This window comes from Pseudomonas sp. LBUM1648 (assembly GCF_059716145.1).
The window spans coordinates 4,887,119-4,907,515 of the sequence record NZ_CP166808.1; the positions used below are offsets into that span (position 1 = coordinate 4,887,119).

The following is a 20,397-nucleotide window of genomic DNA, read 5'->3' on the forward strand; positions in this document are numbered from 1 at the left end:
GGATTACTCTCCGCGCAGGGCTGATACCAGCCCTTTGAATTTGCTGTTGAGCAGCGTGAAGCTGGCCTGGAAGCCGACGGCGTTTTCCGCGTAATTCGACTGTTCCAGTTGTGCATCCACGGTGTTCTGGTCGATCGACGGTTGCATCGGCGTGCGATACATCAGCGACTCGTCGCCGTTGCCCAGTCCTTCAGCCTCGATGTGACGGCTGTTGGTCATGTTCAGGGCAAACGTGCCACCGCTCTTGTTTTTCTCGGTCTGTGCTTCGAGCACTTTGGAGAATTCCAGATCCCGCGCCTTGTAGTTCGGGGTATCGGCGTTGGCGATGTTGTTGGCCAGGACTTCGGCACGCTGGGCGCGGAAGCCCAGGGCTTTTTCGTGAATGCCGAGCGCTTTATCGAAGCTGATGCTCATGTCGGGAACCTTCGGGTGACCGGTTTTTCGTAACTGAGCTTTAGCAAGCGGCGTGCCAATGCGAGAAGTCCCCGTAAACCGGGGCTTTGCCGGGCATCGGCAAAGCGGCAATGCCAGAAAAGCGGCAACCGGTTTCCGCCAGATGCCGCTTTTCTGCCGCTCTCAGCCCTGCCCTTGCCCTGTAGGAGCTGCCGAAGGCTGCGATCTTTTGATCTTCAAAAACAAAATCAAAAGATCGCAGCCTTCGGCAGCTCCTACATGAAGCAGAATCATCGGGCATAAAAAAACGGGAGGCTTTGAGGGCCTCCCGTCTTTTTTGTGTTGCCGATGCAATCATTTCGCCTGGTAAATGATCCCCGGGCTGCACTGGACCATCTGGTAATGATCCGGCAAACCGTTCAGCGCTTCGGAAGCGCCAAGGAACAGATAACCGCCCGGCTTCAACGTGCTGTGAATGCGCAACAGGATGTCTTTCTTCACCTCGGCGGAGAAGTAGATCAGCACGTTGCGGCAGAACACGATGTCGAACTTGCCCAGCGCGGCATAGCTGTCGAGCAAGTTGAACGAGCGAAACTCCACCCGGTTCTTGATCGGCGCCTTGATCACCCAGCGCCCCGGCCCTTTCGGGTCGAAGTAACGCTGCAAACGATCGGGGGACAAACCGCGCCCGATCGCCAGGCTGTCGTACTCGCCGGTCTTGCAGTTGTTCAGCATGAGGCCGGACAAGTCCGTGGCAACAATCTGCACGCCCATCTTCAACTGGCCGAGGTTGGTCCGCTCGAACTCGTCGATCGACATCGACAGCGAGTACGGTTCCTGACCCGACGAGCAGGCCGCCGACCAGATCCGCAGACGCTGGTTGGGGCTGGCCTTAATGGCCTCGGGCAGCACCTTGTTCTTCAAGACTTCAAACGGATAGGTGTCACGAAACCACAGGGTTTCGTTGGTCGTCATGGCATCGACCACCTGCTCGCGCAAACCGCTGCGCGGCTGGGTCTGGATGCGCTGGACCAGTTCACCCAGCGACTTGATGCCTTGCTGCTCCATCAGTTTGTTGAGACGGCTCGAGACCAGGTACTGCTTGTTTTCACCGAGCAAAATGCCACAGGCTTTTTCCAGGAAGACCCGGAACTGTTCGAAATCCAAATTACCCGTAGACAATGATGCCGCCTCTTAAATCGTGTTGACCGCCAGGGACAAAAGGCCCCTAGCTGATATCTGCTGCTTTGATCCGGTCGACTACCCGGGATGCCAGGTCATCAGGACGGAATTTGGCCAAAAAGTCATCGGCACCGACTTTCTTGACCATCGCCTGATTGAATACCCCAGACAACGAAGTATGCAGGATGATATGAAGCTTTTGCATGCGCGCGTCGCCGCGGATTTCCGCCGTCAGGGTGTACCCGTCCATCTCCGGCATCTCGATGTCGGAGATCATCATCAGGAACTCTTCTTCCGGCTTCTTGCCCTCGTCGACCAGCTTGCGCAGGTAATCCAGCGCCTGCTTGCCGTCGTTCAACGCCACCACTTCGACGCCGATCGTCTGCAGGCAACGCGTGACCTGCTTGCGCGCCACCGACGAGTCATCGACGGTCAGCACCCGCAGCGACAACGCCTTGGTCTGCGTCTCGACATCAACCACACCCACCGAGATCGCTTCCGGCGTTGGCGCAACTTCGGCCAGTACCTTCTCGACGTCGATGATTTCGACTAACTGATTGTCCACCCGAGTCACAGCGGTCAGGTAATGATCGCGACCCGTGCCCTTGGGCGGTGGATGGATCTCTTCCCAGTTCATGTTGACGATGCGCTCCACCGAGCGGACCAGGAATCCCTGGGTCTTGGTGTTGTACTCCGTGATGATCACGAACGGATTTTTCTTGTCTTTCAACGCCCCGGAACCGGTCGCCATTGCCAGATCAAGGATCGGAATGGTCGCCCCCCGGATATTCGCCACCCCGCACACGACAGGACTGGACTTGGGCATCAACGTAAGCGACGGGCATTGCAGCACTTCCCGCACCTTGAACACGTTGATTCCATAGAGCTGCTGGCCGTCGAGACGGAACAACAACAGCTCCAGGCGATTCTGCCCTACCAGTTGCGTGCGCTGGTTCACCGAATCCATTACACCAGCCATGCCCAGACTCCTACACCAACGCCAAGTGTTGTTGCGACGCACATTCATTGCTAAACGGCACGGCGCTTGCTTTTTAACTCGTATGAACGCTCAAACGACATTTTTCCGACGCCTGACATCTCCCCTTCGCAGAGGGCTTTGCGCGGTGTCCGCCGTTTGCTTCTTCTTCGCCGGCAGCCCTGCCATTGCTGATGCGGTTACCTTGCCTGACATGCTTATCGGCGTCACTCAGGGCTTTCTTGAGTTCACCGTAGAAGACTATCTGGCAACCAGTCAAACGGAAGGCCGCTACGAAATCGAAGTCAACCAGCTCGACCCCCGTATGCGCATGCCTATGTGCGACAAGGAATTGACAGCGTCTCTGGAGAGTCCGGCACGTCCGCTGGGCCGGGTAACCGTGAAGGTTCGCTGTGAAGGCGCCTCGCCCTGGACGGTGTTCGTGCCCGCTCAAGTCCGCCTGTTTCGCGAGATTGTGACCACCACCCGACCGCTCAAACGCGCCGGGATAATCGAACCTCAGGACGTGACCTTGCGCGAGCGCGACGTCAGCGTGATCAATCAAGGTTTCTTGACGTCGGTGGACGAAGCGATCGGGCAAAAATTAACCCGACCAACGGTCGCTGATCAGGTCATTACCCTGGTGCATCTGGAACAGGCCGAAGTCGTGCGCAAGGGTGATCAAGTGGTCATCACCGCCCGCAGCGGCACGCTCGCCGTGCGCATGCCCGGTGAAGCCCTGGCCAATGGCGGCCTGAAAGAACAGATCCGGGTGAAAAACCTTAACTCCCAACGAGTCATCAAGGCGCAGGTCACCGCGCCGGGCCAGGTGGAAGTGGCCATGTAAAACGCTGATGAGAAAACTGGCGCGGACCCCGTCGCTTCCCTAAACTGTGCCGCAGCAGGACGCGCGCCGGCGCATGCAAGCTCATTGATAAATGGGCCTAAAGTTTTCCAGGGGATGGCCGAAAACATGGCAAGCGTCCAAATTCCCAGAGGTTTTTATCATGGTCATCGATTTCAGCCGTTTGAACAGCTCCTCGTCACTTACGGGCAGTACACGTACCAGCAACGCCAAGGAAACCGCCGAAACCGGCACCTCCGCGCCGCTGAATACCCAGGCCGAATCGGCCAGTACCGCAAAGAGCGGGGAATCGGTACACCTCAGCAATGAGGCTCAACAGTTGCAGAAGGTCACTGACAAGCTGCGCGATCAACCTGCTGTCGACAAAGCCCGTGTGGCCGAGTTGAAAGCCGCGATTGCCGATGGCAGCTATAAAGTCGACAGCAACCGTGTAGCCAGCAAACTGCTCAACTTCGAAGCCCAGCGCTAGGCTTTTGCCTGCGCCAGGCTTTTGGACGCTTAAAACCCAAGGCCAGCCATGCACGACACTAATTTACTGCAACTGATCATCGACGACTTTGCTCCAGCTCAACAATTGCTGGAGTTACTGCAAACCGAATCCCTCGCCTTGCACGGTCGCGACATGCCACTGCTGGAAGAAATTCTGGCGCGCAAACAGGCATTGATCATTCTGCTTGAACAGCATGGCCGCAAACGCAGCGAAATCCTCGCCAGCCTCAACCTGCCGACCAATCGGCAGGGTCTTGAGCAACTCGCCAGCCAGTCGAGCATCGGCGAGCAGTTGCTCAGCAAGAGCGACTTGTTGACTGACCTCATCGCCCAATGCCAGGCGGCCAACGTCAACAATGGCCAGTCGATCCAGGTACAGCAGGCCGCCACGGCCAATCAGCTGAAAATCCTCAACGGGGGCGAACCGCCAGCGCTGTATGACGCCAGCGGCACTTTTGCCAAACCCGCCAAGCCGCGTACATTCAGCCAGGCATGAGCCGTTGATGCGCCAGCCCTATCAACTCGCGAAACATACTGGCAAAATACTGGCCAGTCGTCATATTTTGTCTGGAGAGTGATAAACCGTGTCCAACACGCTAAGCGCGGATGATGCTCCGCAGCCCCCAAAGGTGCTCACCACGCCACTGGAAATCTCCAGCAACCTGCGCCAGCTGCAAGATAGCCACGACCCGCTGATCATCACGTTCCATGAACGCAGCCAGCGTTTCCAGACCTACCTGATCAAAGTCGACCGCGACACCGCATCAATGGCTCTGGACGAAATGATCCCGCGCGATGGCGAGCGCTTCCTGCTCGCCGGCGAACCGTTCAAGATCGAAGGTTTTCATGAAGGTGTACGCATTGCCTGGGAATGCACCGGCACGCTGAACATCGAAGAATCCGACGGCGACCGCTTTTACACTGGCGAGCTGCCGACCGAGGTGGTTTACCACCAACGCCGCAACGCCTTCCGCGCCGCATTGAAGCTGACCGACCTGGTCGGCGTCGAACTGGGCGGTGAAAAGCTCAAGGCGCCAATCAACGGCAAGCTGCTGGATATTTCCGCCACCGGTTGCAAACTGCGCTTCGAAGGTGACATCACCGAGCGCCTGCAACTGGGCCAAGTCTACGACCGCATGATCGCCCCGCCGCTGTTCGGCAATCAGCCGGTCTCCGTAGAACTGCGTTATCTGCACTTCGAAGAAAAACTCAACATCACGTTTGCCGGTCTGCGCTTCCACAACATCAGTGGTCAGGCGGCACGTAACGTTGAACGCTTCGTCTATCAGTTGCAGCGTGAAGCACGGCGTTTCGATAAAGACGACATGTGATTCGAACATGCAAATGAAAAGGGCAGTCCTTGGCGGGACTGCCCTTTTTTACTTCCGGCGATGCTTCAAGGCCTGGCGCCACTGATATCCGGGGTGGGTTTGTCGCTGTCGTCATCCGGACTTGCTGCCGGCTCAGACTCCGGTTCTATCTCAGGTTCTGGTTCTGGTTCCGGCGTGACCGTATTCTGCATCTGCTCCTGCACCACCTGCTCATCAACACGCGGGTCGAGGGCCGCCACCAGCGGCGAGCTGGACATGCTGTCCGGCATTGCCACGTGATGCAGCGGCGCGTCGTCGACCTGATGCAGATTGGTGACGGCTTTCGGCCGTATCCGCCATACCAGCACCAGCGCAAAGAAGCTGAAGAACGCGTACAGGCTCTGACTGCCGAAGAATTTCATCAACACACCAGCGGCCAGCGGGCCGATACTGGCGCCAACCCCGTAAGTCACCAGCAACATGGCCGTCAGCGACACCCGGCGATCACCCTCTACGTGGTCGTTGGAAAACGCCACCGCCAGCGGATACAGACAGAACTGCACCAGCGAACAGAGGAAGCCGACCACAAACAGCACCTCCAGCGGCACCTGCGGCAGGATCGCCAGCGGCAAGGCCGCCACCGCGAGAAACCCGGCAAAGCAGCGGATCAAAAGCGCCCGATCATAGCGATCGGACAACCAGCCCAGCGGCCACTGCACCAGCAATCCGGCAAAAATGCAGCTACCCATGAACAGACCGACCTGCTCGGTCGACAGCCCCTGCTGCGAGGCATACAGCGGCGCCAGACCATAGAACGAGCCGATGATCAGACCCGCACCGAGCACCGTGCTCAACGATTGCGGCACACGCTTGATGAAGAAACGCGGCTCCATCGGTGCCGGATGCAGCGGCGCCGGGTGAATCCGCCGGGTCAGCGTCACCGGTACCAGACACAGCGCAAAGCACAGGGCGACCAGCATCAGCAGTTCCAGGCCCAGGCCCGGGTGCATGACCAGAATCAACTGACCCAGCACCAGCCCCAGATACGAAGCGATCATGTAGCCGCTGAACACCAGGCCGCGCTGATTGGCGTCGGCCTGCTCATTGAGCCAGCTCTCGATCACCATGTACTGGCACATCATGCCCAGACCGACAATCGTCCGCAGCACCAGCCACGCCGGCAGCCAGTCCACCAGACCGTGGCCCAGCACCGCCGCGCCGACGATCCCGGCACACGCGGAATATGCACGGATATGCCCAACCCGGGCGATCAGCCGGTGGCCGATCTTGCCGCCCAGTACCAGACCGAAATAGTTGGCCGCCATCAGCGCACCGACCCACAGTCCATCGACATTGTCAGCGGCCAGGCGCAAAGCCAGATAAGTAGACAAAAGGCCCGAGCCGATCAACATCATCAGCGAGGCGAAATACAGCGCTCGAAAGGATTTCCAGATTTGGCGCATCGGCGTTCCGAGCGGCTCCTTGCAGTGAATATCGGGCTACCAAAACGATAGCCCTATGGCGACGGTTCGTCAGGCCTGGGCTGCTAGAACACGCCGTTCCCAGGGAGTTATCTCATCAAAGAAGCTGGTCAACTCCATGGTCTTCGAAGCGATGTAGCCTTCGATGAACTCCTGTCCGAACAGTTCCCTGGCCAATTGGCTACGTTTCAGACGTTCGAGCGCGGCATGCAAGGTACACGGCAACGAAAGATTATCCGGCACCGCGAACTCGCCCTGAATCGCTTCGCTCGGTTCAAGCTCATGCTCGATCCCATGCAAACCCGCGGCCAGACTGGCGGCGATCGCCAGATATGGGTTGGCGTCAGCGCCCGGCAAACGGTTTTCGACCCGCCGGGCAACCGGCGCACTGGCCGGAATCCGCAGCCCTGCAGCGCGGTTATCGTGCGACCAGCAAGCGTTATTCGGCGAAGCGTACGGGTGACACAGACGCTGATAAGAGTTCACATTCGGTGCAAACAGCGCAGTGAAGTCGGCCATGCCCGCCTGCTGCCCACCAATGAAATGGCGGAACATTGCGGTCGGCTCACCTTTCTCGTCACTGAAAACGTTCTTGCCGGTAGCAATTTCGACGAGGCTCTGGTGAATGTGCATCGAACTGCCCGGCGTGTGCGCCAGCGGTTTGGCCATGCACACCACGGTCAAGCCATGTTTGAGCGCGACCTCCTTGAGCAGATGCTTGAACAGGAACGTCTGATCGGCCAGCAACAGTGGATCACCGTGCAACAGGTTGATCTCGAACTGGCTGACGCCCATCTCGTGCATGAAGGTATCGCGCGGCAAACCGAGGGCCGCCATGCATTTATAAACTTCGCTGAAAAACGGCCGCAGACCGTTGTTGGAGCTGACGCTGAAGGCTGACAAGCCATCCTCGCGGCGGCCGTCGAGGCCAACTGGCGGGCGGAACGGCTGAGTCGGATCGGTGTTCGGGGCGAAAACAAAGAATTCCAGCTCGGTCGCCACCACAGGCGCCAGGCCTCGCGCCGCGTAACGGGCGATGACTTTCTTCAGCTGGCCACGGGTCGACAGGTTGGAGCTTTCGCCGGTCAGTTCGTCGGCATCGCAAATCGCCAGGGCGCGTGGCTCGTCGCTCCATGGCAACGGATGAATCTGCCCAGGGTCGGCGACCAATGCGAGGTCGCCATCATCGCTGCCGTAAAACCGCGCCGCAGGATATCCACCCATGATGCATTGCAGCAGCACTCCCCGCGCCAACTGCAAACGCCGCCCTTCGAGGAAACCTTCGGCAGTCATCACCTTGCCGCGCGGTACGCCATTCAAATCCGGCGTGACACATTCAATCTCATCAATGCCCGTCAATCGCTGCGCGAGTGAACGCTGGCCATCGGTTGTCATGACGCAATCCTTGTTGTTGTGCGAGCCGCGAACGGCGACCCGAACAAAATAGGCTCCGCCTGTTCGGAATATCAAGCGGCGTCATGCAAAAAGCCCGCATCACGGCAGGTAGAGACTGAATACCCCACCGCCCAGCGGGCCGCCGTTACGGATTTCCGTGCGCCCTTCAACACCATTGCGTTGATGCAACGCCGCAATACGAGCCGCGAAATACAAGCCGAGCCCGGTGCTGCCGCTGCTGTGATTGATGCCCTGCACGTAATCGGCCTGACGTTCGAGCATCTCGGCCGGGTAACCGTCGCCGTCATCGTTGATGCTCAACACCAATTGCCCGGCCTCGTCGCTGACGGTGATCAGCAGCGACTCACGAGCATAACGAATGGCGTTGTTGATGCAGTTACCCAGCACCGACGCGATCAGTTCACGGTCGAAGAAACCCAGCGGGCTCAGCGGATCGACTTCATATGTCGCGACAATTGCGCGACTGGCGAACACCTCTTGATGCGCCGCCAGTTGTGCTTCGATGAAATCATCCAGTTCGTGATAGGCCGGTTGCAGCGGCATCTGGTTGACGCCGAGCTTATACAGCCCGAGCAACTGCACCAGCATGCCGTTGAGGTGGGCGAACTCGAAGTCGATCACGCCCTGCTCCGTGCCGGAACGCAGCTCTTGGGGCAAGCGCGCCAGCCATTGGCTGTGGGCCTGCATCAGCATGGCCAGCGAGTTCTTCATGTCATGAACGGTGGAGGCGATCACCGTGGAAAAATCCAAAGCCGGATCAGAGTGGTTCATTCGCCAAACGCCTTGCTTTTCAGCTTCTGATAACGCGAGTAACGCGCGTCGGTATCGGGCATCAGGCCAACCAGTTTCAGGCAGGCCCGACATTCTTCCAGTTCCGCCGACAGCACACTGGTGTCGGTGCCGTGCAGCAGCGACTGGGCCATGTTCAGCGCGATACTGATGTTCTTCGGTTGCATCTTCAGCGCCTTGCGGAACACCTCGCGGGCCTCCACCAGGTTGCCGGTCTTGTACACGCGCACGCCCTGACGGTTGAGGTCGGCGGCGGCATTGCTGGAACTGAGAATCGTCGGGTCATCAGTGAGCTTGGCGATGTCTTTCATCACCGCCGGATCATCGCCGTAGATTTCCGCACAGCTCTTGAGCATCGACGTGCCCGCCTCGGCCTGACCGAGCATCTGCAACTGTTTGGCGACGAGCAGCGCTGCTTCCGGACTCATGAACTGCTCCATGCCGTCGAGACGCATCATGGCTTGCTCGGTAAGCTTGTCGGCGGTTTCAGCATCGTTCAGCAGCAGGCTGGTGGCTTTCATCAGACGCGCACGAATCTGCAAACCGGGGTCGGTCGGGTTCTCTTTGGCCACGGCGCTCAGCGTTGTGTTGATCTCCAGGCGGGTCCGCGTGTCGAGACCGCGCTCACTGCCCTTGCTGATCAGCGCATGGGCCAGGCCGAGATTGCTTTCCGGGTCTTTAAAGCGCGACTGCGCGCCCTGCGACACGGCTTGGCGATAAGCCCGCGAGGCGGTATCAAAATCTTCGTTAGCCATCGCCAGCTTGCCGAGCAATGCCTGCCGACGCACCGCTAGCGGCGAAAGGCGAATTGCCTCTTCCAGCACCCGCTGCGCGCCTTTGGTGTCGCCCTCGGAAACCAGCACATCGGCCATGCCGTCATACAGCGCCGGCATCATCGGGAACACCTTCAAGGCTTTTTCGTAGACGCCTTTGGCCTGCGCCACTTGCCCACGCTTGAACAGCAGTTTGCCCAACCCGGCAAACGCCCACGGCAACGGTCGGTCAGCGATGATGCTGTCGTAGAGACGTTCCAGTGCTTCGTTCTGGTTCATGTCGCGCAAGGCATCGGCGCGGTAGCGCAGGCACAGCGGCGAATAACGGATGTCCTGCTTGCACAGAGCGATGCAGGCGTTAAGCACCTCGGCCGGCTTGCCACGGTCGAGGGCTTGCAGAATCGGTTTGAGCAACGTCTTGCGCTGCTCCAGACGCTCCAGCCGCTGGGCCAGGCCGGAACGGTTGAACGGCTTGGTCAGGTACGCATCCGGCTCGTGCTCCAGAGCACTGAGCACCATCGCCTGACTGGTTTCGGCCGTCACCATGACAAACACGGCTTCGTGGCTGATGAGCTTTTCCGACATCAGGTCTTCAAGAACCTGCTGGCCGTTCTTCTTGCCATCGCCGAGATGGAAATCCTGCAGGATGAAATCGTAGGACTTCTGCGCACACATCTTCAGCGCCTGCTCACCGGTGTCGGCGGTGTCCACGTCCTTGACCCCCAGCTCGCGCAACATCGAGCGCACGGAACTGCGGAAATCCGAGAAATCATCGACGATCAGAAAACTCTTTTGGTGATACGACAGCATCGAGGATTTCCAGGCAATTGAAGTAGATGAACCGAGGCAAAATTCAGGCGCGCAGATGATAGCCGCCGGCCAAATGCCATCAAGCGATTTCGCGCGAGTCTGAACTCACCGTTTGGGTTATCGGCCACAAGTGGCGTTCTCTGAAGCGGGCGCTTCAAGATTCCTCTCACTGCGATTACCCTGCGCGTCTGCCCACTGCTCAATACAAGGCTGACCTCGTGTACATCAAAGGACGCTACATCGTGTCCGCCTGTGCGCTGCTGTTTATCCAGCACGTAGCGGCGGCCGGAATGGACTGCACGAAAGCTTCGAAGGCCGAGGTAAGCACTTCGATTGGCACGTTCGAGGAGAACGGTGACAACTAGCCAAATCACAAGGCGCGCGCTGCCAACAGCAATCTGAAGCTGGAAACACACGGTTTGCAAAAAGCCCCGGTGCAATCGAAATTGCACCGGGGCTTTCTGTTTGAATTTGATGGTGTCCCAGGGCAGGTTCGAACTGCCAACCTTCCCCTTAGGAGGGGGATGCTCTATCCAATTGAGCTACTGAGACACTGAGTTATCACGGGCTGAACGCTGCGCGACGGACGGCGTGCATGTTAACGGCCGAGCCCTGATTTGTCATGTCGTCCGTGGGGCTTTTTAAGTGTAGGCAGGCACCTTGCAATGCTGCGGGAAAATTTACCGTGCATTTTGCACTCCTGCAAAACGCCATCATTGCAGATTGCAACCCGAACCTTCCGAAAATCCCTTCCAAATGCTTGTTTTTAAAGGACTTAACAGCGGTTAGACTGTTGGCACGACGGCTGCTTTGTCTGTTCCATAGAAGAACAACCGGAGCACCGTCCCATGAACAGCACTCTCTTGCTTGCAAACGCAATCGCATTGGCCGTTTTGGTGGGCTTCCACTTTATCCCCGAGGGTGCTGAGCCGGTCGCCCAGCGCATGCCGCACTACTTGCAGGTGCAGAGGGCACCGCAGTTGGCGGTGTTGAGCGATCAGAGCTTCGCACCGCAAGCGGTCAGCGAACCTCAGCAGGCTTTGCCAGCACTTGCTACCGAACGTCTGGTTTTTTGAAATATCTTCAGGAGTACAGCATGTCCAAATCAGCAGCAGGATTTCTGATCCTCGCCTTATTGAGTGGCGTCGTGCATTTTTCGCTGTTCGAGGAAACCGAAGTCACCCTGCCCCTGGTTGGCTGCGGCGTGTTTGCGGTGTTGTTCGTGCTGGCACTGGTTGCCGGGCGCAGGATCAAGTTTGATCCGGTATTGCGTTGATTTTTACCCAATCCAGCAATTGATTGACGGCGTCAGTCAACGCGCCCGAGTTGTCGATCAGGTGAACAGGAGCATCACTTGATCTCCTGTCCTTGAACAACCCGTTGCGGGCAAGCCTTGCGTCGATCTGGTCAATCGTTTCTCGGCCGCGTCTGAGTAGGCGCTCACGCAATACGTCATCCTTCACCGTCAACAAAACCGGCAGCAGTGTCGGGTACCGCTCAAGCGCTTGGCGCAGGTTGGCGCGAGAGCCGTTCACCAATACATGCCTTCCGGCTTTCAACCATTCGTCCATTTCCACCGGGATGCCATAGGCAAGTCCATTGGCCTGCCATGCCAGGGAAAAATCACCGCTGCGTTTACGCTTTTCGAATTCTTCTGGCGTTACACCGATCGCGTCCTCGCCTACCGATTCGGCCGAGCGCGTGATTACCCGGCGCATCACTGAACAGTTCAATTCGCGCAGTGGCTCGCGCGCAGCGTCAATCAGGCTGTCCTTGCCTGACCCGGACGGTCCCATCAGATAAATAAGCCTGCCATCCATCTTGAAAACGCCCTCCGGCCTGCTTCAACGCTAGTAAATCGGCAAATTGCCACTATCCTGTACAGATAAGGATCACGGATCGAACGCCGCATAGGATGCACGTTCTGAGGTCTTCGGACATCAATTGATGTGTACCAGTAAGCGGACAATGATGCGGGCGAAGGCAAAGTTTTCAAACCAGTCCGCATTTCTGATAATTGGTGCTGGCATTACGCCTTTACCCGGATCAATATTTGTCACAGAATTGACGCCAATGATCTGGCAATTTTGAGGCATGATGCGGGCCTCTTAACAATTCAGGTTGAACCATTTGGCGCGGATGCTTGTCCTACCACACATCCTGCGGCCAATCCCGAGAACCGCTCCCCTGAACTAACCGGTTAAATATATGCGCCCATTGAAACAGGCAATTTATTCCAGCCGTACGGCTGACAAGTTCGTCGTACGTCTGCCAGACGGAATGCGTGAACGCATTGCCGAGGTGGCTCGCAATCATCATCGCAGCATGAACTCCGAGATCATTGCGCGCCTTGAGCAGAGTCTTATTCAGGAAGGTGCATTGGGCGAAGAGCTGAGCATGCGCCTGGACAGCCCCGAGCTGTCGTTGCACGAACGCGAGCTGCTGCAACGCTTCCGTCAGCTGTCTCACCGTCAGCAGAACGCATTGGTGTCCTTGATCGCCCACGACGCCGAAATGGCCGCAGACGCGTCCTGAGTCATACCGAGCATCTCAAGCCAGCATGATTGCTGGCTTTTTTTTGCCTGGAATTTGAGTTTTCGCGAACACAAAAAAGCCCACCGATTGGCGGGCTGTTTGTTTACGGCCGATCAGAGCAGGAAGATGGTCGCCAAACCAAGGAAGATGAAGAAACCACCGCTGTCCGTCATCGCGGTGATCATCACGCTGGCACCCATCGCCGGGTCGCGACCCATCTTCGCCAGGGTCATCGGGATCAACACCCCCATCAGCGCCGCCAGCAACAAGTTAAGCGTCATCGCCGCCGTCATCACTACGCCCAGTGACCAACTGCCGTAGAGCAGGTAAGCGACCACACCGATCACCCCGCCCCAGACCAGACCGTTAATCAGCCCCACTGCCAGCTCTTTGCGCATCAGGCGCGAAGTGTTGCCGGTACTGACCTGATCGAGCGCCATGGCGCGCACAATCATGGTGATTGTCTGGTTACCGGAGTTGCCGCCAATACCGGCCACGATCGGCATCAAAGCCGCGAGCGCTACCAGCTTCTCGATCGAGCCTTCAAACAGGCCGATCACCCGGGAAGCGATGAACGCTGTGATCAAGTTGATCGCCAGCCACGCCCAACGGTTGCGAAGCGATTTCCACACGGAAGCGAAGATGTCTTCCTCTTCACGCAAACCGGCCATGTTGAGGACTTCGCTTTCGCTCTCCTCACGGATCAGGTCAACCATTTCATCGATGGTCAGACGACCGATCAGCTTGCCGTTCTTGTCGACCACCGGGGCGGAGATCAAGTCGTAACGCTCGAACGCCTGAGCGGCGTCGTAGGCGTCTTCGTCGGGATGGAAACTCACCGGATCGCTGGCCATGACATCAGCCACCTGCTTATCCGGATCGTTGACCAGCAGACGCTTGATCGGCAGCACACCCTTGAGCACGCCGTCGTAATCGACCACGAACAGTTTGTCGGTGTGACCAGGAAGCTCTTTGAGACGGCGCAGGTAACGCAGAACCACCTCGAGACTGACATCCTCACGGATCGTCACCATCTCGAAGTCCATCAGCGCACCGACCTGTTCCTCGTCATAGGACAGGGCCGAACGCACGCGCTCGCGCTGCTGGTTATCCAGACTCTCCATCAGCTCATGGACGACGTCTCGCGGCAGCTCGGAGGCCAGGTCAGCGAGTTCGTCGGCATCCATGTCCTTGGCGGCAGCCAGGAGCTCGTGATCGTCCATGTCGGCGATCAGCGTTTCACGGACGGAATCGGATACTTCGAGAAGAATGTCGCCGTCGCGATCGGCCTTGACCAGTTGCCAGAGCGTCAGACGGTCGTCCAGCGGCAAGGCTTCAAGAATGTAGGCGACGTCGGCGGAGTGCAGATCATCGAGCTTGCGTTGCAGCTCGACCAGATTTTGCCGGTGAACCAGGTTTTCCACCCGGTCGTGATGCGCGCCTTCCTGGCGATGAGTCAGGTCTTCAACAACCCGTTGACGCTGCAGCAGCTCAACGACTTGAGCCAGGCGATCCTGCAGGCTTTCCTGTGTTTTCTTTACTTCGATTTCAGACATAGGCGAACTCCACTCCCAGCAGCGGGGCACGCCGGAAGGATCAATCAGTCAATTCATGATTGGTGAAACGGGTTACTGAGTAACTACTGGGTAAGTCCATGGAGGTATTCCATAAGCCCCGGCGGGGCTGACGGGCGCAATGATACACCGCCTGACGGTTTTAAACGTTAAAAAATCGCGGCCGAAACAAGCGCTTGCGAAACAAACCTGAGCGCTGTCCTGACCCATGCAGATGCGACGACTCATCCTGAAAAGAAAACACACCGGCAATGAAAAATGCAGCGACTACCCTTGAGCATAGATCGTCATGGAGGACGTCGAATGCCATCAAAAACCACTCGTTTTTTACTCACCAGCCTGCTTTGCCTGCCGCCCGCCGGGGCTGCGACCAGCCTTCATCGTTGCGAAGCGCCCGATGGCGGCATAACGTTTACCAGCATGAGCTGTGCGCTCGGCGAGCAACTTTCAGTGCAGGAAGTACACCCCTATTTGCCCGGATCGGTTGTGGCAATCATGCCGGAACACAACCACGAAGAAATATCCGGTATGAAAATCAGAAGCGCAGAACCAGGCCTTGTGGGCGGAGTAGAAGACAAATGCGGCAACCTGATCGACGCCAGACAACGCCGCGAGGCAATCATCAATCAACGCGTGATCGCCGGCATGAGCCAGCAGGATGTTGAAAGCGCGCTGGGCAAGCCGGACAAGGTGAATATCCGGACTTCGACGACGAGCTATCGATACGACCTCAAGCGCGGCCGTAGTGCCCAAGTCGACTTCGACGAGAAGGGATGCGTGAAAGGAAAAGCCAAACCCCGGACAGCAAAAAGCCCGCGTTAAACGCGGGCTTCTTGGTATATGGTGCACTCGACAGGATTCGAACCTGTGACCGCTCGGTTCGTAGCCGAGTACTCTATCCAGCTGAGCTACGAGTGCATTTGTGTTTTTAGACCAGATCACAACTGGCTGAAGCAAAGCTACCTGCATTGCTGCAACTAACTCTTAAATGGTGCACTCGACAGGATTCGAACCTGTGACCGCTCGGTTCGTAGCCGAGTACTCTATCCAGCTGAGCTACGAGTGCATTTGTGTTTTTAAACCAGATCACAACTGGCTAAAGCAAAGCCACTTATATTGCTATAAGTAACTCTTAAATGGTGCACTCGACAGGATTCGAACCTGTGACCGCTCGGTTCGTAGCCGAGTACTCTATCCAGCTGAGCTACGAGTGCATTTGTTGCGCCGCATTATAGCCCGTCTAATCTCTATTCCAACAACTTTTTCTAGTAAATTCAAGAACTTACCGAAAAAGCCAGATTACGACGTACTAAGCAAATAATGGCGGAGAACGGGGGATTCGAACCCCCGACACCCTTTTGAGGTGTACTCCCTTAGCAGGGGAGCGCCTTCGGCCACTCGGCCAGCTCTCCGCAACACGGGGCGTATCTTAACCAACCTTTTCCCCGTTTGCAAACATAAAAAACGATAAAAATTAATGGCTTGGTTCTTCGTCCTTCTCTTTCTTTATACGCAGGTAAATTTCCTCACGGTGCACGGCAACCTCTTTCGGGGCATTGACGCCGATACGCACTTGATTTCCTTTAACGCCGAGCACGGTCACGGTGATTTCGCCATCACCGATAATCAGGCTTTCTGCGCACCGACGAGTCAGAATCAGCATACCTTTCTCCTCACGCATTTCATTTCAGGGACAACAGTCTGCAAAAAAAAGGCACCCGACCTACAACCGGAGCGATCGTAGCCCTACATGCCTGAGTATTGACCAGCGCGAGCAAAAGAACAGTTCAGGGCTCGCGCCATTCAAAAATAAAGGGCGCGGTCAGACCGCGCCCTTCAAGAAACCGAATTACTCGCCCTGACGGGCCGGAGCATCCAGTTCGAAAGCCGTGTGCAGAGCGCGCACGGCCAGTTCCAGGTACTTCTCTTCGATCACCACGGAAACCTTGATTTCCGAGGTCGAGATCATCTGAATGTTGATGCTTTCCTTGGCCAGGGATTCGAACATGCGGCTGGCCACGCCTGCGTGGGAACGCATGCCGACGCCGACGATCGAGACCTTGGCAATCTTGGTGTCGCCAACCACTTCACGGGCACCGATCTCGCGAGCAGTGTTTTCCAGCACGGTCTGTGCGGCCTGGTAGTCGTTGCGGTGCACGGTGAAGGTGAAGTCGGTGGTGTTATCGTGCGCAACGTTCTGCACGATCATGTCGACTTCGATGTTCGCGGCACTGATCGGGCCGAGAATCTTGAACGCCACACCCGGGGTGTCTGGCACGCCACGGATGGTCAGCTTGGCTTCATCGCGGTTGAAAGCGATGCCGGAAATGATCGGCTGTTCCATGGTTTCCTCTTCATCAATAGTAATGAGGGTGCCCGGACCCTCCTTGAAGCTGTGCAGTACGCGCAGCGGAACGTTGTACTTGCCGGCGAATTCCACCGCACGGATCTGCAACACCTTGGAGCCGAGGCTGGCCATTTCCAGCATCTCTTCGAAGGTAATCTTGTCCAGACGCTGAGCGACCGGCACCACACGCGGGTCGGTGGTATAGACACCATCGACGTCAGTGTAGATCTGGCATTCGTCAGCTTTCAGCGCAGCAGCGAGTGCCACACCGGTAGTGTCGGAACCGCCACGACCCAGCGTAGTGATGTTGCCGTGCTCGTCGACGCCCTGGAAACCGGCGACTACAACAACGCGACCGGCCTTCAGATCACCACGGATCTTCTGGTCATCAATCTGCAAGATACGCGCTTTATTGTGCGCACTGTCCGTCAGGATCCGCACCTGATTACCGGTGTACGACACCGCCGGCACACCGCGCTTGATCAGCGCCATGGCCAACAGGGCAATCGTCACCTGCTCACCGGTGGAAACGATCACGTCCAGTTCACGCGGAACCGGTTGAGTGTCGCCACTGATTTGCTTGGCCAGATCGATCAGACGGTTGGTTTCACCGCTCATTGCAGACAGCACGACCACCAGGTCATCGCCGGCATCGCGGAATTTCTTAACCTTGTCGGCGACCTGCTCGATTCTCTCGACAGTGCCGACCGAGGTGCCTCCAAATTTCTGTACGATCAAAGCCATTTCAAAGCCGCCTCTGCCCATGAAGGGCGCCCAAATAATCACTCAAACAGCCGTCGGGCCCGCCACTAGACTGCGGGCCCGGCGCGCCGCCTTATAAAGCTTGCTCGACGAATGGAACGGTCAGCGCCAGTGCGCCATCCAGCGCGCCGGCGTCGACACCGCCGCCCTGCGCCATGTCCGGACGACCACCGCCCTTCCCGCCCACTGCCGCAGCAGCCTGTTTCATCAAATCACCGGCTTTGAGTTGGCCAGTCAGGTCTTTGGTTACGCCTGCAACCAGAACGACCTTTTCCTCATGGACACTGCCGAGCAGGATCACTGCGCGACCGAGTTTGTTTTTCAGCTGATCGACCAGCGCCAGCAGCGCCTTGGCGTCCTGACCATCCAGACGTGCGGCCAGAACCTTCACGCCTTTGACGTCCAGCGCCGAGCTCGACAGATCGTCGCCCGCGGCGCTTGCAGCCTTGGCCTGCAACTGCTCGAGTTGCTTTTCCAGCGCACGGTTGCGCTCGAGCACTGCCGACAGCTTGTCGATCAGGTTGTCGCGACTGCCCTTGACCAGGCTGGCCGCTTCCTTGAGTTGTTCTTCTGCCGCGTTCAAGTAGGCCAGTGCCGCGGCACCGGTGACTGCCTCGATACGACGCACGCCCGATGCCACACCGCCTTCGCTGATGATTTTCAGCAGGCCGATGTCGCCAGTACGGTTGGCGTGGATACCGCCGCACAGCTCGACGGAGAAATCGCCGCCCATGCTCAGCACGCGCACGTTGTCGCCGTACTTCTCGCCGAACAGCGCCATGGCGCCTTTGTTCTTGGCGGTTTCGATGTCGGTTTCTTCGGTTTCAACGGCAGAGTTCTTGCGAATCTCGGCGTTGACGATATCTTCCAGCGCTTTGATTTGTTCAGGCTTGATCGCTTCAAAGTGGCTGAAGTCGAAACGCAGACGCTGACTGTCGACCAACGAACCTTTCTGCTGAACGTGCTCGCCCAGTACCTGACGCAATGCGGCATGCAGCAAGTGAGTGGCCGAGTGGTTCAGCGAAGTCGCGTGACGCACCTCGGCATCCACGTGGGTTTCCACTGGAGCACCGATGGTCAGGCTGCCCGAATCCAGCACACCGTGGTGCAGGAATGCGCCACCGGTTTTGGTGGTGTCACGTACGTCGAAACGCGCGTTGCCCGCCTGCAGGAAACCGCAGTCGCCAATCTGGCCGCCGGATTCAGCGTAGAACGGCGTCTGGTTCAGAACGATCACCGCCTCTTCGCCTTCATTCAAGACGTCAACCGACTGGCCATCTTTATAAATAGCGACAATTTTTGCCGAACCGCTGGTGTCTTTGTAGCCAGTGAACTCGGTGGCCACATCAACCTTGACCAGCGTGTTGTAGTCCAGACCGAACGAGCTGGCCGAACGTGCGCGCACTCGCTGGGCTTCCATCTCACGCTCGAAACCGGCTTCGTCGACGGTCAGGCTGCGCTCGCGGGCGATGTCCGCGGTCAGGTCCATCGGGAAACCGTAGGTGTCGTAGAGTTTGAACACGACGTCGCCCGGCACCACAGTGCCTTTGAGTTCGGCCAGATCCTGCTCGAGAATCTTCAGACCGTGCTCCAGGGTCTTGGAGAACTGCTCTTCTTCGGCTTTAAGTACGCGCTCGATGTTGCTCTGCTGCTTCTTCAGCTCCGGGAACGCTTCGCCCATCTCGGCGACCAGCGCCGCAACGATCTTGTAGAAAAAGCTGCCGGTGGCGCCGAGCTTGTTGCCGTGACGGCAGGCGCGACGAATGATCCGGCGCAGCACGTAACCACGACCTTCGTTGGACGGCAGCACGCCGTCGGCGATGAGGAAACCGCACGAACGAATGTGGTCGGAAACAACCTTCAGCGAAGACTGATCGCCATTTTCGCAGCCGATTGCCTCAGCCGAAGCTTTCAACAGGTTCTTGAACAGGTCGATGTCATAGTTGGAATTGACGTGCTGCATCACCGCACTGATCCGTTCCAGGCCCATGCCGGTATCCACCGACGGCGCTGGCAACGGATGCAACACGCCATCGGCGGTGCGGTTGAACTGCATGAACACGTTGTTCCAGATCTCGATGTAACGGTCGCCGTCTTCTTCCGGCGAACCCGGTGGGCCGCCCCAGATGTGGTCGCCGTGATCGTAGAAAATCTCGGTGCACGGGCCGCAAGGGCCGGTATCGCCCATGGTCCAGAAGTTGTCGGAGGCGTAAGGCGCGCCTTTGTTGTCGCCGATGCGGATCATGCGCTCGACTGGCACACCGATTTGCTTGGTCCAGATGTCATACGCTTCGTCGTCGGAGGCGTAGACGGTGACCCAGAGTTTTTCCTTCGGCAGTTTCAGAACGCCGGTCAGGAAGGTCCAGGCGAAGGTAATCGCGTCGTGCTTGAAATAGTCACCGAAGCTGAAGTTACCGAGCATTTCGAAGAACGTGTGGTGACGAGCGGTATAACCGACGTTTTCCAGGTCGCTGTTCTTGCCACCGGCACGCACGCATTTCTGGCTGCTGGTCGCACGGGTGTACGCACGTTTTTCCTGGCCCAGGAAGCAGTCCTTGAACTGGTTCATCCCCGCGTTGGTGAACAGCAGGGTTGGGTCGTTGCCCGGAATCAAAGAGCTGGAGGCTACACGGGTGTGGCCTTGCTCTTCGAAGAAGCGAAGGAAGGCTTCACGGATTTCTGCGCTTTTCATTAG

20 protein-coding genes and 5 tRNA genes are annotated in these 20,397 nt (G+C 57.7%); 8 read left to right on the plus strand and 17 right to left on the minus strand.

Annotated features, from left to right (window positions below):
- Window positions 1–3 precede the first annotated feature (3 nt).
- From flgB to ACA043_RS22140, 3 genes are all read right to left on the minus strand, one after another.
- Window positions 4–414, minus strand: a complete 411-nt coding sequence (gene flgB, locus ACA043_RS22130; RefSeq protein WP_497657930.1) for a flagellar basal body rod protein FlgB — start codon at window positions 412–414, stop codon at window positions 4–6.
- 333 nt (window positions 415–747) lie between these two features.
- Window positions 748–1,575, minus strand: coding sequence for a protein-glutamate O-methyltransferase CheR (gene cheR, locus ACA043_RS22135; protein ID WP_187679261.1), 828 nt, complete (start codon window positions 1,573–1,575; stop codon window positions 748–750).
- 46 nt (window positions 1,576–1,621) lie between these two features.
- Window positions 1,622–2,554: a chemotaxis protein CheV gene (locus tag ACA043_RS22140; RefSeq protein WP_103304087.1), complete on the minus strand. Its 933-nt coding sequence runs from the start codon at window positions 2,552–2,554 to the stop codon at window positions 1,622–1,624.
- An 82-nt stretch (window positions 2,555–2,636) separates the two neighbouring features.
- Between ACA043_RS22140 and flgA the strand changes: the two genes are divergently transcribed.
- The 4 genes from flgA (at window position 2,637) to ACA043_RS22160 (ending at window position 5,236) form a co-directional block, all read left to right on the plus strand.
- A complete protein-coding gene (gene flgA, locus ACA043_RS22145; protein ID WP_187679262.1) occupies window positions 2,637–3,398 on the plus strand; it encodes a flagellar basal body P-ring formation chaperone FlgA in 762 nt (253 codons plus the stop codon).
- 160 nt (window positions 3,399–3,558) lie between these two features.
- Window positions 3,559–3,885 carry a flagellar biosynthesis anti-sigma factor FlgM gene (gene flgM, locus ACA043_RS22150; RefSeq protein WP_187679263.1) on the plus strand — a complete coding sequence of 109 codons (327 nt, stop codon included), beginning with the start codon at window positions 3,559–3,561 and terminating at the stop codon, window positions 3,883–3,885.
- Between the two features lie 48 nt (window positions 3,886–3,933).
- Entirely contained in the window at window positions 3,934–4,401 is a 468-nt protein-coding gene (locus tag ACA043_RS22155; protein ID WP_401271939.1) for a flagella synthesis protein FlgN, read from the plus strand.
- A gap of 88 nt (window positions 4,402–4,489) precedes the next feature.
- Window positions 4,490–5,236, plus strand: a complete 747-nt coding sequence (locus tag ACA043_RS22160) for a flagellar brake protein (RefSeq protein WP_401271940.1) — start codon at window positions 4,490–4,492, stop codon at window positions 5,234–5,236.
- A 65-nt stretch (window positions 5,237–5,301) separates the two neighbouring features.
- Here the strand turns inward: ACA043_RS22160 and ACA043_RS22165 are convergent, their stop codons facing one another.
- From ACA043_RS22165 to ACA043_RS22185, 5 genes are all read right to left on the minus strand, one after another.
- Window positions 5,302–6,678, minus strand: coding sequence for an MFS transporter (locus tag ACA043_RS22165; RefSeq protein ID WP_497657931.1), 1,377 nt, complete (start codon window positions 6,676–6,678; stop codon window positions 5,302–5,304).
- A 69-nt stretch (window positions 6,679–6,747) separates the two neighbouring features.
- A complete protein-coding gene (locus ACA043_RS22170; protein WP_497659672.1) occupies window positions 6,748–7,989 on the minus strand; it encodes a glutamine synthetase family protein in 1,242 nt (413 codons plus the stop codon).
- A 201-nt stretch (window positions 7,990–8,190) separates the two neighbouring features.
- Entirely contained in the window at window positions 8,191–8,883 is a 693-nt protein-coding gene (locus ACA043_RS22175) for a sensor histidine kinase (protein WP_401271942.1), read from the minus strand.
- Window positions 8,880–10,484, minus strand: a complete 1,605-nt coding sequence (locus ACA043_RS22180) for a response regulator (RefSeq protein WP_401271943.1) — start codon at window positions 10,482–10,484, stop codon at window positions 8,880–8,882. The genes ACA043_RS22175 and ACA043_RS22180 overlap by 4 nt, the downstream gene beginning before the upstream one ends.
- 475 nt (window positions 10,485–10,959) lie before the next feature.
- Window positions 10,960–11,036, minus strand: a tRNA-Arg gene (locus tag ACA043_RS22185).
- Between the two features lie 296 nt (window positions 11,037–11,332).
- Between ACA043_RS22185 and ACA043_RS22190 the strand changes: the two genes are divergently transcribed.
- Window positions 11,333–11,560, plus strand: a complete 228-nt coding sequence (locus ACA043_RS22190) for a hypothetical protein (RefSeq protein WP_305439312.1) — start codon at window positions 11,333–11,335, stop codon at window positions 11,558–11,560.
- Between the two features lie 20 nt (window positions 11,561–11,580).
- Window positions 11,581–11,760: a PA3371 family protein gene (locus ACA043_RS22195; protein WP_401271944.1), complete on the plus strand. Its 180-nt coding sequence runs from the start codon at window positions 11,581–11,583 to the stop codon at window positions 11,758–11,760.
- On the opposite strand, the gene phnN is transcribed toward ACA043_RS22195, so the two are convergent.
- Complete coding sequence (gene phnN / locus ACA043_RS22200; protein WP_401271945.1) at window positions 11,735–12,304, minus strand: phosphonate metabolism protein/1,5-bisphosphokinase (PRPP-forming) PhnN; 570 nt, start codon at window positions 12,302–12,304, stop codon at window positions 11,735–11,737. The genes ACA043_RS22195 and phnN overlap by 26 nt on opposite strands.
- A gap of 388 nt (window positions 12,305–12,692) precedes the next feature.
- On the opposite strand from phnN, the gene ACA043_RS22205 reads away from it, so the two are divergent.
- Window positions 12,693–13,019 (plus strand): Arc family DNA-binding protein, encoded by a 327-nt coding sequence (locus ACA043_RS22205; protein ID WP_003178899.1) that lies wholly within the window; start codon window positions 12,693–12,695, stop codon window positions 13,017–13,019.
- Between the two features lie 113 nt (window positions 13,020–13,132).
- Here ACA043_RS22205 and mgtE read toward each other — a convergent pair whose 3' ends face one another.
- Entirely contained in the window at window positions 13,133–14,575 is a 1,443-nt protein-coding gene (mgtE, locus tag ACA043_RS22210; RefSeq protein WP_187679273.1) for a magnesium transporter, read from the minus strand.
- Window positions 14,576–14,896: 321 nt separating this feature from the next.
- Between mgtE and ACA043_RS22215 the strand changes: the two genes are divergently transcribed.
- Window positions 14,897–15,415 (plus strand): cell envelope protein SmpA, encoded by a 519-nt coding sequence (locus ACA043_RS22215; protein ID WP_497657932.1) that lies wholly within the window; start codon window positions 14,897–14,899, stop codon window positions 15,413–15,415.
- Window positions 15,416–15,434: 19 nt separating this feature from the next.
- On the opposite strand, the gene ACA043_RS22220 is transcribed toward ACA043_RS22215, so the two are convergent.
- The 7 genes from ACA043_RS22220 to alaS all read right to left on the minus strand — a co-directional run bounded on the left by ACA043_RS22220 (window position 15,435) and on the right by alaS (window position 20,394).
- Window positions 15,435–15,511 (minus strand) — tRNA-Arg (locus ACA043_RS22220).
- 71 nt (window positions 15,512–15,582) lie between these two features.
- Window positions 15,583–15,659: transfer RNA gene (locus tag ACA043_RS22225), tRNA-Arg, on the minus strand.
- 71 nt (window positions 15,660–15,730) lie between these two features.
- Window positions 15,731–15,807 (minus strand) — tRNA-Arg (locus ACA043_RS22230).
- Window positions 15,808–15,914: 107 nt separating this feature from the next.
- Window positions 15,915–16,005, minus strand: a tRNA-Ser gene (locus ACA043_RS22235).
- A 62-nt stretch (window positions 16,006–16,067) separates the two neighbouring features.
- Window positions 16,068–16,256, minus strand: coding sequence for a carbon storage regulator CsrA (gene csrA, locus ACA043_RS22240; RefSeq protein ID WP_002554426.1), 189 nt, complete (start codon window positions 16,254–16,256; stop codon window positions 16,068–16,070).
- Between the two features lie 186 nt (window positions 16,257–16,442).
- Complete coding sequence (locus ACA043_RS22245; RefSeq protein ID WP_007919332.1) at window positions 16,443–17,684, minus strand: aspartate kinase; 1,242 nt, start codon at window positions 17,682–17,684, stop codon at window positions 16,443–16,445.
- 91 nt (window positions 17,685–17,775) lie between these two features.
- Window positions 17,776–20,394, minus strand: coding sequence for an alanine--tRNA ligase (alaS, locus tag ACA043_RS22250; RefSeq protein ID WP_187679276.1), 2,619 nt, complete (start codon window positions 20,392–20,394; stop codon window positions 17,776–17,778).
- Between the last annotated feature and the right edge of the window lie 3 nt (window positions 20,395–20,397).